At 39.0% G+C, this 15,048-nt stretch carries 11 protein-coding genes and 1 tRNA gene; 2 read left to right on the plus strand and 10 right to left on the minus strand.

All coding sequences use genetic code 11. From position 1 onward, the window contains the following. Nucleotide 1: 1 nt before the first annotated feature. The 9 genes from HP570_RS25145 to HP570_RS25185 form a co-directional block, all read right to left on the minus strand. Nucleotides 2–784: a hypothetical protein gene (locus tag HP570_RS25145; protein ID WP_173627524.1), complete on the minus strand. Its 783-nt coding sequence runs from the start codon at nt 782–784 to the stop codon at nt 2–4. 205 nt (nt 785–989) lie between these two features. Beyond that, nucleotides 990–2,372, minus strand: a complete 1,383-nt coding sequence (locus HP570_RS25150; protein ID WP_173627525.1) for a TniQ family protein — start codon at nt 2,370–2,372, stop codon at nt 990–992. Then, the gene (locus tag HP570_RS25155) at nt 2,372–3,493 is read right to left on the minus strand and encodes an ATP-binding protein (protein WP_173627526.1); all 1,122 of its coding nucleotides are present in this window, start codon (nt 3,491–3,493) and stop codon (nt 2,372–2,374) included. Before HP570_RS25155 ends, HP570_RS25150 begins: the two co-directional genes overlap by 1 nt. 2 nt (nt 3,494–3,495) lie before the next feature. Further along, nucleotides 3,496–4,800 (minus strand): Mu transposase C-terminal domain-containing protein, encoded by a 1,305-nt coding sequence (locus HP570_RS25160; RefSeq protein ID WP_173627527.1) that lies wholly within the window; start codon nt 4,798–4,800, stop codon nt 3,496–3,498. A gap of 10 nt (nt 4,801–4,810) precedes the next feature. Continuing rightward, nucleotides 4,811–6,193, minus strand: a complete 1,383-nt coding sequence (locus tag HP570_RS25165; protein WP_173627528.1) for a TnsA endonuclease N-terminal domain-containing protein — start codon at nt 6,191–6,193, stop codon at nt 4,811–4,813. Nucleotides 6,194–6,344: 151 nt separating this feature from the next. Then, nucleotides 6,345–7,772, minus strand: coding sequence for a TniQ family protein (locus HP570_RS25170; RefSeq protein ID WP_173627529.1), 1,428 nt, complete (start codon nt 7,770–7,772; stop codon nt 6,345–6,347). An 83-nt stretch (nt 7,773–7,855) separates the two neighbouring features. Beyond that, nucleotides 7,856–10,441: a DEAD/DEAH box helicase gene (locus tag HP570_RS25175; protein ID WP_173627530.1), complete on the minus strand. Its 2,586-nt coding sequence runs from the start codon at nt 10,439–10,441 to the stop codon at nt 7,856–7,858. Beyond that, the gene (locus tag HP570_RS25180; RefSeq protein WP_173627531.1) at nt 10,438–12,249 is read right to left on the minus strand and encodes a site-specific DNA-methyltransferase; all 1,812 of its coding nucleotides are present in this window, start codon (nt 12,247–12,249) and stop codon (nt 10,438–10,440) included. The genes HP570_RS25175 and HP570_RS25180 overlap by 4 nt, the downstream gene beginning before the upstream one ends. Before the next feature lie 362 nt (nt 12,250–12,611). Beyond that, a tRNA-Ser gene (locus tag HP570_RS25185) sits at nt 12,612–12,700 on the minus strand. A gap of 159 nt (nt 12,701–12,859) precedes the next feature. On the opposite strand from HP570_RS25185, the gene HP570_RS25190 reads away from it, so the two are divergent. Next, a complete protein-coding gene (locus tag HP570_RS25190) occupies nt 12,860–13,579 on the plus strand; it encodes a pseudouridine synthase (RefSeq protein ID WP_142498779.1) in 720 nt (239 codons plus the stop codon). A 38-nt stretch (nt 13,580–13,617) separates the two neighbouring features. Here the strand turns inward: HP570_RS25190 and tadA are convergent, their stop codons facing one another. Beyond that, nucleotides 13,618–14,100, minus strand: coding sequence for a tRNA adenosine(34) deaminase TadA (gene tadA / locus HP570_RS25195; protein ID WP_173627532.1), 483 nt, complete (start codon nt 14,098–14,100; stop codon nt 13,618–13,620). A gap of 186 nt (nt 14,101–14,286) precedes the next feature. Here tadA and HP570_RS25200 point away from each other — a divergent pair, with 186 nt between their 5' ends. After that, complete coding sequence (locus tag HP570_RS25200; RefSeq protein WP_012683824.1) at nt 14,287–14,784, plus strand: ribonuclease H-like YkuK family protein; 498 nt, start codon at nt 14,287–14,289, stop codon at nt 14,782–14,784. Nucleotides 14,785–15,048 lie beyond the last annotated feature (264 nt).

The following is a 15,048-nucleotide window of genomic DNA, read 5'->3' on the forward strand; positions in this document are numbered from 1 at the left end:
TTTACCTCGCCACTTTTGCAACATCCGAAGAGAAACACTTGATCTTTCCGGATGGCATATAGAGTGCCCTTAACTCAATACTTGTGTTTTTTGAACAATCCTTAGCCAAAGCCTTTGCACGAGCACGCAAATCCTTTTCGTCCGAAATGACATCCCTAATTAAAAAGCCATATAGGGATACATCGCCATCATCAGACAAATATCGTCCAGCTGCTGTTTCGTAATCCGATCTCCATGATGCATTAACTGCGTGAAATCCCAAATATTTGACTAGAGCATCCTTTACCACTGGAGATGATTTTAAATCTGAGAGTTGTTCTGACAAACCATGCCGACTTGTCATAACATTGGGTGGATACTTTTCCTCAAACGATGTTTTAACCTCACCAAAAGAAAAACGAACTGAATTATTCATATAATGAAATCCTACTAGATCACAACCAGCAGGGCTAGATTTTGGATTTTTAAGATCGCGGCCTCCAGGCCATGGATACACACAATTATGATGATCTATTAGATATGCTTCTGCAATAGCTTCCCCAATTTTCCAATCTTCATGATCAGTTTTTTCCGTTAGCAATCTTGATAAATTTGCTTGGCTAAAACCGGTTAATGCCAGAGGCGCCAATGTTGAACTTAGAATGTCTTTTCCTTCTGCATCATCAATAATCGGAATAACTCGGTTTATTATTACATCATACTCTTTTAAATTATATTGAATTCCACGAGCAAGTACTGGCTTAGAATCCACATTATATGATTCAACCCCTATTGGAATCGTCATCGGTATCCTCCGTAAAATGTCTAATTTTCCAGTTAAAATATTCCTATAACCTTCTCTACCCTCCCACAAATTTCCTTTTGGAAAGAAAAAACTTTAGGCAAAAATACCTAAAGTTTAAAAACACGGAATCTATCCTCTTTATATCCACTTTACCGATTGATCTACATGTAATTCATTTTGTCTTCAAATTTTAGTTTCTAAAAAATTATCTATCTTCACTCATATATCCTAAATTGCAAAGTAAGGATTTCCAATAATTGTACATCTCCTTTTGTAACATTATTGCTGGCCTCCCTATCTCATTTGCTACCCTATTGGCACTTGGATAAACTCCTGATTGATGAAGTATAATCATTGCCTCTTGAAGTTTGTTCTTCGTATTATTCTTGTTTTCTATATTCATACTTTTTTTGTATCTCAAATAATTTTTTGAAATTTCCCTACTTAAACCGGGATATTTATCTCTAAGCATTGCTATATCAATACCTATATCCTTTGAGATTTGCTTTAGCGAAGGTACATGATCACTTTTAACACTTAAAATATGTTCTAAAGTATTTTCAACACTTTTCCAATCAATTTTTCGTTTTTTGATAAATTCTTTTTGTCCTTTAGCTTCGTATTTTTTTGAGAAATTAGCTTTCTCAATTTTTTGGTTTATGAATTCATTCATTGTAATTCCAAATACTGAGCAAACAAAAAATAGAGACTCAATACTTAAGGTGCTTCTGGATGAAACATAGTTATTTAAAATTGCCCTAACTTTCCTTATCTCTTGCCCTAGATTTTTATTCTTAATCTTCTCTTTTAGATAAATAATATTACGGTGGAGAGTTTTCTTAATTTGTTCTCCAGATTGCATTTGAGAGATTGTTAATAGATCAATCAAATTTAAACTGATAAACTCATAGTACTTAAACTCATCGTCTAAATTTAGATTTCTGCGTTCTAGATCGTCGTCCGGTTCTATTCCCAACCACTTATTACAATGTTCACAAAACCCATTGTTTAAATTACCTCCCAGGTGCTTATTAGTTTTGTTACATTTTTTATTTGTACACCTTTCAACTAACAGCGTATTATGAATTGGGCATATTTTCAGGCATTTAATCTTCCAAATTAGAGGTTCGTAAATAGGAGCACGCATTTTACGCCACTCTTCAAAGCAAACAGGACACCACTTTCTGTTTGTAGAATGTAACCAACTGAGTGAGATGTAACTCCTCCATATACTCATTGTTAACAAACTCAAATCTTTGCGTTGGCATAAATCCTCAAGTATCATAACAATCGAACCCTTGTACGATTCCTCATCTCCACAATTATTAATTGCTCCTGAATTTCGGTACAATGCTTTTCGATTTCGAACAGAATTGTACTTTTGAATTCGGGGTATGATCTCCTCCAAAACTAAAGTTCCTGTTCTTACACTATGCGCCTCAGCTAAACGACAAATATAGCTCGTTAAGCTCTCTACATAGGGTGTTCCTAATCCAATCGGTTCGAGACTGTAAAACATGCTTGGTTTAGTAATTTGGGGTATAGAAATATCCCAGGACTCGTAAATACTACTTGTACCACTGAGCATTAATCTATCCCCCCAACCTTATCCCTCTTTGCGCTTCGCTGCCCTACTCTATGTTGTTTAGATTTAGTAGCCTCAATTTTACTTCCTTCATATTCGTTTGTGAGTTGGTCTAAGCCCAAAATTCTGTGTAGCTCATTACGTTTTTCCTCATCCTCTTCTATTTGAGCCTCTCCTTCTGCTGCTTCTCTAGCCATCTTGATACATTGCTCAATAGAATAGGCAACTCTCAAAAAATCATCCATGGAAATACGAGTTTTATTCTCTAACAACTTTGTCCTAACAGCTAACGATAACCAATCCTTTAGAATTCCGATACAGCCTATAGATCTTTCATAAAAAAATTCTAAGTGATCATACAAAGTTGGCGTTCCTTCAAATGGCATGTGATGCTGAAAGGTATAAAGTACTTTAGCAAACGACTCAATATGTGAAGGATTATCTGCTTTGTACCTTGAGAAATGAATATCATTACCGCGCCTAGTCAATTGACCACTCAAATTCCGGAAGTGAAGAATTTCATATGTCCCAATCAGTACATGCGGCACCTTTGAATGTGAGGCAAGGGATTTAATAATATCCAATTGATCACTTAATTTACGACCACTTGACATCTTTATTAAATGCTGTGCTTCATCAACAATAAAGGCGCCTGGATTTCGATATCTAAGAGCATTTTCTAGTGCTTTCCGAAGTGTACGGTTTTGATTATCTTTTACAACGGGATGCCCGATTCGTTTATCCAGATTTACCTTTTTATCAATTAAAGGCTCATAAAGTGCTTCTAATGATCTTATATAAAAATCTTTCCAGTCAAACTTGCCGTTGTCCGGAGCAATTGCTTCCTGGCCTACAACTGGAACTATGCCAGGGTCCTCTTCTAATTTTGGCCCAGCCTCTTCAATTAGTCTTTTAAGAATTCTTGTAAAGAGCGTTGACTTACCAACCCCAGTCGGTCCATAAACTAAAATTATTGGTCTTTTTTGATTTTGAATCGCATCATACAGTTGCGAATATGCACTTACTAATAGTGGATGTGCTACTGTGTAATTCTCAAAATACTCTATTCGGGATTGAATAGGCATGCTAAGAAGTTTTTCAGGAAAGGAACTTTTATCGGGCATGGTCAAAACTCTCCATAAACTTCGAGATTTAATGGTGAACGAGGACTCTTTTCATTTCTGACGAGCTTTAATGAGCTAATTTCTGACTGAGTTTGGCTCTTTCTCTTCTTCCCACCATCAAGTACTCTAAACGCTTCCTTTAACTCGCTATCTTTCAGGCGCTGAATCAATAATAGTTCTTCTGCTTCTGCAGACTTTAAAAAGTTTGCTAACTTGGCTGCTGTTATTTCTGTACTTTGTCCATGCATTTTCAACCTTTGACGTAATTCTTCTGAAGCAATGGTTACTTCTCGTTCAGTTCGATTTACAAAGGTCGAATAATACTCGGAATGTAATTCAACCCAACGATTTTTTACATAAACATACCCAATCCCCATATTATATGGGTCGTACTTTACAGGAAAACTTTTACCCGCAATATCCGGATCACGAAATACTTCAGACCAATAGTATCTTGAGTTAATTTTCACACCCCGACCTTGTTCAACTTTTGCTGTCCCTTTTCTTGTTGATGGTAGTGATAACATGTAAAAGGTTTCATCATAGGGAATAAGCGTGAATGAACGACTCCCTGTATTTGCTAAACCAGTCATAAATGCCTCCCGAGGACTTTCCCCTAACGCTGGATGAATAATGGTGTCGTACACATCGTATGCCCACTCTGATAGCAACTTAGAGAAACTTGCTAGTGTCCAAGTGGCCAGGTTTCTAGGATTGACCTCTTTTGTAACTTGTCGTACATTTTTCATTATTTGGGTGTTCCCTAACAAGTTATTAATAAAAGTAGTGTTTGCAGTCCCGAACAACCGCTCGCATACAGTACCAAAACGAGGCTTTGCTCCTGGACGTAGTTTCTTATTGCAATTATATAGGGCTAATAAAGTTTCAAAATAAATACTCTGGAACTCTTTCCCTCCATCGACTACTAGGAACTTTGGTAATCTTGAGTGCCTCTTTACACACTCTTTTAGTGTCATCATGCAGGATCGATAACTTGGCTTCTCAAAAGTTATATAGATAGCCAAAAATCGTCTAGTATAAGCATCAACTAAGAATGTTGCCCACGGTCTTCCTAAAACCTTATTGGTCTTAGAGCAGATTAAAGAAATATCTAATTCTGTATGATCCATATGACAAATCTCAAATGGTCGATCACCATGTCTTGGTGTTTTCAATTCTAATTCCCAATACCACTCTTCTTGGTTATATGCAGCTTTACTTCCTTTACGCTTTTTTGTTTGTTCATATTGAGGACGTTTATTCACATAGTTACAAAAGGTTTGATAACTTGGCTTTACTATGCCCATTTGAATACATTCATGATTTTTTGTTCCTTTGTCTAACAGCTTCGTAATGTGTTTGAATTAGACGGTTCATTATCTCAATTGATTCAGAAGGAAGCTTTTGTTGCCTATTTCCTTTCTCCTTATGGTTAGGAAGAAGTCCAACATATCCATTACCATATTGAAGCTCGGCAGCTTTATACTTTGCAATCCATAGCCTTAATGTTCTATCGTTTATTAATACTGCTGTGGAATTATTTCCACTTAATCTTGGTTCGATAACTTTAAGTCTGTAATTAGCAACCTCCAGATCTTTAGTCCCTGCCCTTTTTAAGATCTCGTATAGCTGTGTTTCTCTACTGTCACTCCTATAATTCAATCCTTTAATCTTCCCTTGCTTTAAAAAGAAATCGAAGCTCTCATTAGGTATCTCTACATTGAGTTTTTCAACTTCATTAATCACCGAGAGGCTGGAAACCCCAACGTTTACAATGTTCCATGGCTTTCCGTCCCACTCAAATCGAGAGCCAACTCTAATATCTAATTGAGAAGTACATAAAATTTGATTTTGCACCTTAGTTTTTTGAAGGTAAGAATACGCAGAATAAGATTCGTAACTGGGGTATATGAAAACGTTATTGTAATCAGTGATTCGAGTATCTTTTAGATTTATGTAAATGTCCCTTAATGCTATCAAAGAGTAAACATCGTCAGCACAAAAATTATAATCTCTTTGTGAAGATAAAAGAGTTTCAAGAGTAATACCTGGATTTTTGCTTACTATACTAGTTATGGCATCATAAGAACCATCTGGTACATTGGGGTTATCATTATGCAGATAATCTTCTAAGAACCTTATATTTTGTTGATATATCCAGTTTATCTCTGCTGATGATCTAACTCTAAACCCTAAACCATACTGTTCTGCATATGCTTCGGCAGGAGGACAGCGCCACTGGCCCTCTTCATCCTTAAAATAGCGATTAGGGTTATCCTGCATCAATCTTATTAATTCCTCATCCGTTTTCCATTCTTCCCAACCTATCCAATGAGTAGAAATAACAAAGAAATCAGGTGTATAGTTATGGCCTCGTATCTTCCCTTTTATTTCATACTTTAATTGAATTATTGATGGTTGGTCATAGTATTCAATTACGTCATCATCATGCTCATATTCGTAAATTCCCGCAAGTTCTACGGTATGACTCTCAAATTGAACGGTCACACCCATTTTCTTGCTTGCATACGTACCTGATACGTTATTACGGTTACTTTGAACACGCCGAACCGGTTCTGAAGACCTGATATTTTGAATCACCTTAATAGCCTCTTCTGATAAACTAAGATCCTCCTTCAGTTTTAAAAGTTCTACCTGAGTGAGCATATAATCACCCTTTTCCTGAAATAGAGAAGTCATACAGAGACTCTTTGGAAAGATTTTGTTAGGTGTGCTAGAGGGGATGTGGAGGATATTTACTGAAATGTAAGTTTACGTCTGCATAGTTTCTACAAAAAGATGGTTATTCCTCTGTATCTAGACATTAATCGATCAAGTAGACACTTTACATTTAAAATATACTTTTATCATCAGGTATAAAGTCTTTTACGGTTTGATGCCACGCTTGACGAATGTCGATTTCTCTTAAAACGCCAGACCCTATGCATAATTCGACTTGACGGGTGCTGGGATAGATCCCCTTCTCTAAGAGTTCTATCGCGGTACACCTAACACTTTCAGATAAGGATTTTAACCTCATTTTCTTACATAACTTCTTGTTATACATGTATTTGGATGAGATAGCCTTACATGTATCTGGGAAATATTTATATAGTAATCGTCTATCAAATCCGACTTTCTTAGCAACACAACTCACCGAAACTGTAGTAAATTCATCACTGTCAAGAAAACTCTCCATTGTAGTTTTTATCACAGATACATTAACATTTTTGGGCTTTCTTCGATTACTAGCGCTTCTAATTGGTTCTTTAATTAAAGTTGAAACCAAAATATTTTCAGAACAACCGGTAACAATTGAGAGTAAAGGAATTTCCGTGGAGTAGGAGATTTTTAACAAACCCGTTATAGTGGGCATATTTTTCTCCTTAACCCAATCCCATAGTGTTACTTTTGGTATTCCAACTTTTTTAGCAAAAGACTGTATATTATCACCTGAAAATCTTTTTATAAGCTCTCTTATGCTAACAAAAACGTGCTGTTTATTAGGGGTATCCCTTAATAACGATGCTGCAATGACCCTTCCTACTTCTCTCGCCCTCCATACGTCCCAATCTGAATATTTGTTCTCAGTTGAACACGTTAGAATCCTTCCAAGCCATCCATTACAAAATGAGCAATAACCTGGCTTCGTGTATCTATTAAGGATTGGCAGACATTTGTTACAATGATGACATTTGGTTTGAAGTCTGACGAGATGTTTATTACACACTTCAACATCCCAAACATACCAAATTAATGGATCATAAATGACTTTACTGGAGTTTTCCCACTCCTCATAACATTGGGGACACCAAGCCCGCTCTTTACGAAGAAGTGATTTTGTTGGTAAAATTTTACCCCAGGTAATTAAAGTATGATATTTTAAATCTTTATTCTCTGTAAGCTTACCCATTGCATTAATAAAATCAGCTGCTCCACTACCTATTCCATTTAGACTTACAGCACAATCTGAAAAGCCCTTTCCTCCCCGGTTAACAATTTTTCTTAAATAGTTCTTCCCCAATACCGGAATTATTTCTTCTACCACTAACGTTCCTGTTAGGACACCATGAGCCTCCGCTAATCGTGCAACGTAACTAGTTAAGCTTTCAGCGTGTACGGTTCCAGTTCCAACTGGTTTTAAGTGATACAACGCTGTTTTCTTAAAGTCATTTGGCATGGCCATGTCCCAAGTTTCGTAGTATTTCTTCTCCAAAGTAACTATCCCCATACAATAAAATTTATGGGTATTTTCTCCTGTTTCCATTGAATTATTCATGTTTTTTCTACTTCAATAAAATCCTTTAAAATTTTTCAAAGTCAAAGGGAGCTTGCTTAAAGCAAACTCCCTTTTTATATCTTTTAGTAAGAAATCAACAACTCAGTACGTAAAACACGGTCGAGATAATTTTTATCTGTCACAGGATCATACTCAACCACTTTCCATTCTTCTTTGTGCTCCCAGTAGACCATCATGACCTTAGCATAATCAGGGTGTTTAGCCTGTGCTTTTACCAATGCATTTCGCTCCTGATCGTTAATAACTCGTTTTGTTTCTATTAACAGGATTCCATTTCCATGTGTACGACCTTTTATGCCCACTATGAAATCAGGATAAAAATCAGGTTGTCCAGGTAAAGGCATTGTAACCGAGAAGGGTTTACGTGGGGGATTGCGATGCCACCACAAAACAGTACCGGTTAAGTCATTATCAAGGTATTCCGCGAAAGGGCGCTCCCATGTGTTTAAATCATCTGGGAATACTTCATAAAGATTTAATCTTGCTGGCTCCAAAGCTTCAATTGAATAAATTGAATCAGGAAGGGGTTCAGAGTCTTTCGATTGTGTAAATTGAGCTACAGTTTCTGATATAGCCTGCTTTAACTGTCGTGGGCGTAGTGCCAATATTTTATGTAGACCAGCCCTTATTTCCTTATCTGTTTCAAAAAGATGATCAATGCCCCTAATTTCAAGCTCTTTCTGAAACTGTTTTGTAAGGGCAGCATATAATGCTCGAGAATCAATAACATCAAAATCGTCAGCTGTTAAAAGTGTCGTTTGGGCACGGGCATCAATTTCCTTCTGAGCTAAATCTGCCCGGATTTCTTCGGGACGATCTTTTTTGTTACCGAAAATTTCAATTTCTTCTTTAATAATTTTGGTACCGCTTTGTTGAGCAACAATAAGAGAATCCTCATCAAAACGAAATCGTGATACGATGTGCTGTACTATATCAATATTGTTGAGGGATAGAATTGCACGTCGGAAGACTCTTGGTGATCCTAATGAAGTATTCAAAGGATAGTAATACCCTAATTTTTTGGCAGTTGTGACAGTGTTGGAACCATAATTATTGTGCAAATCATTTGCAAACCATTCCCCAAATAAGTCAGGTTGATAGATATCATTTTCAGTTTCAGAATTGCAATTACTATCAGAACTGGAGGTGTTATCTTTTAATGTAACAGTTTCATGGTTATCTGGGGCTTCTGTAACTGCACTTAAAGATCCATCTGTTTGCTCAATTGTTTCTTCTCCCCAATTATACGTTAAAAAGGTCTCATTGCCCTCTTGAGTAATTTGCATAGTTGGAATTTCTATATCCGAAATGACAACATTAGTAGTGACAGAAGCCAACTCAGTCTTCACTTGGTTTATTCTTTGAGCTGCGCTGGTCAAGCCAGTTTGACTAGTGCTATCAGAAAGAAAAACATATCCATAATTAAGGTAGTAAGGTAAATCCTTTACAACCTGTAGTCTACGATCCACACGCAGAATTCGTCCAACTACCTGAACTCCAAAATCCTCATCTCTATTTGGTCGAAATGAAACGAGTGTAAAAGCCCTTGGCGCGTCGAAACCAGTGGCTACAGACATCTTAAAGATTAACACTTCTACTGCCTCGTCCGCAGCAATTGTCGAAAGGAAAGGATCAGGCTCATCCGCAGTGTGGTGTCGAATAAGTTTACTATCCCCTTCCGTTCGAAATCCCATCTGCTTTAGCCAAGCTATAGTTTGTTCAATCGATCCCTCTTCCGAATCTACCTGAACGAGTAATAAGGGTACAACGGTTTGTCCTGTTTCCATCAATGCTTGTTTTATCCTATTATGTGTTGCCACAGCTTGCTTCAAAGCAGTTTGCTTGAAATTAATAAAACTTGCCACATCATTTGAAGCCTTAAAAACTGCTGCTTTTACACCTTCTTTGATTAAGTGTTCTTCTATGGCTTGTTGGCGAGAAATAGTAATACGGCGAAGATTAGTAATTTCAGTAGCATTTGTAAACGTTGCAATATCCTTATCTCGTGGTGTAGCTGTCACTAAAATCGTTAGCTCTGGTTCCAGTACCTCTTTATAAAATGTGAAGGCCTTCGTCTGGCCACGAAATGTGTGATGAGCCTCGTCAATTACAACCCCGATGGCAAAACCTTGGGCTTTGGCGTAGTTTACCAACTCATCAATTGATGACATAGTTTCTGTACTCTTACGGGCAGTACGACTTGCCTCGTTAGAGACAGCTACGCTGGCCCAAGTAGTAACAAAAACGTCACCCGATTTCAAATCACTTATTGAACGATCGACAGCTGGGTTTTTAGGTCGGAGTGTAATAAACTCGGTTTTTATTGTATTAATTGCCTGATCAATAAGACCACTAAAAGGTGCAAACCAGAACCAGATTACCGGCGGTAGGCCTTTTGTATTTTTTAATTGGCTGATGTTTTCAGCCACGTGACCCGCCATTAATGTTTTTCCAGTACCAGTTGGTGCCTCAAATAATATTGCTCCGATGTCGGAAGTAATTAATTTTTTGTTTTCAGCATATTTCTTGGACTCTTTACTGAGTTTTGCTAATTCTTTCAAGCATGTAGATAGTACAGCGGTTCCATTATTTACTGCATCATTCTGGAAAGGTTTCAGTACAGTCCCAAACGTTTTAACGTTACTCATACGAATCCTCCCCCGAATCGATTAGTCAGATAGTCTGGTATTTTCTCTATTTGTATATGACCTACATTGAAACTTTGTCGTATCAAGCCCGGTTGCCATGAGTAAATAATTTGAGGTTTTAAAGATGAATTAATTCGATCTTCAAGTGCATCTAAAGCTTTTTGATCAAGTTTAGGTACATAAATAATATCAAGATTGTTTTCTTTTCCTTCAAGCAATTGAAGTGCTTGCTCTTCTCTAAATGGATATATAGCATTAGCGTGTAGACTTTGCAAAGCTAACCATATGTGATCGTGACGAATATCAATAACCATTGTTTCAAATGGGATTCGGTTTGTCCGTAAGTATGCGAAGCTGCCTCCAGTACCAGCCTTGTCTTTTATTCCATTTATAACAGCAGTTAATCTTGGTGCTGTAACATCTCGACAAACATTCTTATCCTTTTCTTTTTCCGTAGCTTCTGTACTTGAAACAAGAATAAAACTGCGCTTCTCACTATCTACATCTTCGTTGTTTAATTCAAGTACAGCTTGCCCAGTTGTTCCTGACCCAGCAAAAAAATCAAGAATGATGTCACCAGGTACAGTTGTTTGATCAATTAGATTTCGAATTAACGATGGTGGTTTGGGGTAAGGAAAATTCAAATCCATATTTCTAAGAGCTTTCGTTCCCTCACTAGTCAAACCAGAAGTTATTGCTCCAGTATTTTCAGCCTCTAGCTTTCCCGTTTCTACGATCCAACTAGACAAAGGTTGTGATGCACTTTTTACCCTTTTCTTATAGGTCTTGAACCTTGGCTTTCCGTATCCAATAAACTTATTTACCCAAAATTCTAAGTCATCCTGCTCTCCAAGATGTGATGGAGCTGTTCCGTCATTAATTGCTGTCTGTATTTCTTCAGCAGATCGATAGAACGCAGGCTTTATTTCGTTTGGAAAATGAACGCCATTACGTGCAATAAGTTCTTCCATTGTCTCTGTTCTAACTTCCTTATTTCCTAAACGCTCCTCCGTGGCACGTGCCCAAACTCGATTGGGATCACATGGATACCATATATCGGTATTTGGATTGTAAAGTGGGTAAAAAAGATTCTTACGTTGGTGTCTATCAAATCCCAATGTCAGCTGAGTTGATGTCCACCAGTCCTGTTCTATCTCATCCCAGTTATTATACTTTCCCCAATCTTTTGCACTTCCCTTAAATTCAAAGCCAGCACCAGCATATATTAGTACGTGCTCATGATCTAATGAATAAAAATTCTGGATGCCTGCAGCATTACTCGAACGTCTTTTTTTCCATACGAGAGAACCAACTCGCATACCTGAAAAAACTTCATCCATTAGCAATTCTAATTTTGCTCGATTTTCATCGTTTATTGAGACTAATATAACACCATCACTGGATAACAAGTCTTTTGCAAGTACTAAACGTCGATATAGATACTCTAACCAAGTAGAATGTCGATAAGCATCATTTTGGTCAATAAAATGGTCATTATATATAAAATCCTTATTCCCAGTATTATACGGTGGATCAATATAGATGCATTTTACACGGCCTTTATAGGCAATGCTCAAGTAGCGAAGAGCGTCGAAATTGTCTCCTTCGATTAATAAGTTATCGAATGGGGGTTCTCCGATTGATAACTCCTCATCCAACTCCACTGTAACAAAGTCATTGTTGAGCGATCGTTCATGCTCAATTTCATCACGTTCCCATACAAGTCCTAACTTCCGAGTAGCATCACGTTTATGTAGCAGTCTAATTAATTCCTCTTTACTTAGGTGAGAATAACGATCCACTGCCATACCAACACTCCATTTCTGTTCTGTGATTTTAGTTTACGGAACCCAAATCTTTATGTCTACATTCCAGGTCATTAAGTTTAAAGAGGGATTTTGTAATTTATAAAGCCTACCAAATCTTTTCGGGTAGGCTCAGAGTTAAATTTCTATTCAACTTTTCATTCAGTACTCTCGGTAACTTACGGTGTAAATTCAATTATCACTCTCGAAAAAAATATAAGGGGACATCCCATTTTAGATGTCCCCTTATTATTTCTCTAAATCAAGCATAAGTTTGCCGTTAGTAAAATCAAGCATAAGTTTACCTTTGCGGTAAACTTATGCTTGAAATCACAAAAATATGCTTCCATTTACGTAACTCTAAGCGGAGAGAGTGGGATTCGAACCCACGCACGCCTCACGACGCCTAACGCATTTCGAGTGCGTCCCCTTATGACCACTTGGGTATCTCTCCATATTTGGTTTGTCAGAAACATTACTTACTATAGCAAAATACAGTCAAAAATGCAAGACTCATTCCTCTGTATGCCCCTTGATTTGCGCGGCTCATTAGGCCAAACTAATAACAGCACACACGATTGGTATCCGATCAGAAGAAAAGCGAGGAACATATATGAAACGTGAACGTTTGGACAAGGTGCTGGCCAATATGGCAATCGGCACGCGCAAGGAAGTGAAAGCATTAGTAAAACAGCGACTGATCGTCGTAGACGGCGTTGTCGCAACAGACCCAGGAATGCATGTCATTGCCGAGGAACAAGAAATCCTTGTGGATGGAGAACCGCTTAACTTTAAGCGCTGGGTATATGTTTTGCTGAACAAACCGCCGGGGGTGGTTTCAGCTACAGAGGACAATGTCCATGAAACCGTAGTGGACTTGCTCCCGTACGAGTGGGCAATCAAAGTGCACCCTGTAGGCCGACTGGATATTGATACAGAGGGTCTCTTGCTCTTGACCAATGACGGTCATCTCTCCCATAGCCTCTTGTCCCCGAAAAAGAAAGTGGACAAGGAGTACTTTGCACGTATCGAGGGCCGGGTCACTGAGCGTCATGTTCAGGAGTTTGCCAAAGGCGTGGAATTAGAGGACTTCACTACACTGCCAGCCAAGCTGGAGATTATCTCTTCGGGAGAAACGTCAGAGATTCGTGTCACCATCATGGAAGGAAAGTTCCATCAGGTAAAGCGGATGTTTGCTGCTTTCGACCTGCATGTCGCCTATCTGCAACGGATTCGTATGGGCCCGCTTCACCTTGACCCGTCACTCGCCCCTGGTGAGTATCGCGAACTGACCGAAGAAGAGCTGCACATGCTGCAAAACGTAAACAAATAAAAACCGCCTGCATACAGACGGTTTTCCAGACAGCCGGGTCATTCCTGTACCGGCTGTCTTTTTTTGCGTAACCCACGAAAGAAGTCCTTGAGCATCTGCCCGCATTCCTCTGCAAGCACACCCTCGATGACTGGCACCTGATGATTGAAGCGCGGCTCCGCGAGCAGGTTCATTAATGTCCCGGCACAGCCCGCCTTCGGATCGCGAGCGCCATACACGACCTGTTCGATGCGGCTTTGAACGATTGCGCCCGCACACATTGGACACGGCTCCAACGTCACGTACAGCGTACACCCGATCAAACGCCATCCACCCAAGCGTTTACTCGCCTCCCGTATCGCGATCAATTCGGCGTGCAAGGTAGGGTCTTTTTGTGTTTCCCGCAAGTTGTAGCCACGACCTACGATTTCCCCGTCGCGCACGATGACCGCACCGATTGGAACCTCCCCAATCGCAGCGGCTTTCCGCGCCTCTTCCATGGCTTGTTTCATATAGTAATCATGTTCATTTTCTTGTATCACGTTTCCCTAAAGCTCCTTCAAAAAACATTCTTTCGTCCCAACAAACGGACCCTTTTACCCAAAAAAAAGTTGATTCAAGAAGTTTTTGTCCCTACCCGTTCACATACTATCTGCGAGATTACATACATTAATGATGTAAGGAAGAAGTATGCAAATCATTGTTAGCCTCTTTCTGGAGGGATGTGAGTGGGCTTAACCTCTGCAAATACGTTATTTGATCGCTTTCACAGTCCGACTAGAGGTCTACTGGCAAAAGAAGAAGTGTTTTCCCACATCGAACATACCATCTCATCAATAGGTGGTCCATTTGAAATTATTGTGGGGGCCGACTCTCAATTAAAAAGCCGCGGGACTTTTTTTGCTCTTGTTATCACAGTGATCCGTCCCGGCCATGGGGGTACCTTCTTTTATCACAAATTTCAGGAACGCCGGTACTCATCCTTGCAGCAGCGTATATTCCAGGAAGCGATGTACGCAGTCGGACTTGCCACAGAAGTACGCCAATATTTGCGGGACCGCCACTTAGATACTCCCATCCGCCTGCATTTTGATATCGGCACGAATGGTCCTACCCGTAAGTTTATCCAGTCTTTGTTGAGCTTAGCAGAAACCAATCACTTTCGTGCCGAGATCAAACCGAACTCCTTCTGTGCATCTACGATTGCCGACAAGTACACCAAGTAACAAAACAGGCGGATTGCTAATGGGGCGTCCGCCTGGCTTTGTTTTGCCCTTATCCTGTTGGTTCAAACAATTCGGGACAGGCTGCTGCATCTCCTGCCCACCGTGTTTTTCCCGCTCACAGAGTGATTGACAATGTACGAGACGTGAGCTATCATAAGCTTTAATTGAAGCGTTTTCACAAGGCGTGTTACTGGTAATGCAGGCATGAGCCGAGAAGATCTTTTTCTTGTTAAAAAGGTTTTTTCGGCTCTTTTTTCTGATTAA

The organism is Brevibacillus sp. RS1.1 (genome assembly GCF_013284365.1).
Taxonomy (GTDB): domain Bacteria; phylum Bacillota; class Bacilli; order Brevibacillales; family Brevibacillaceae; genus Brevibacillus; species Brevibacillus brevis_D.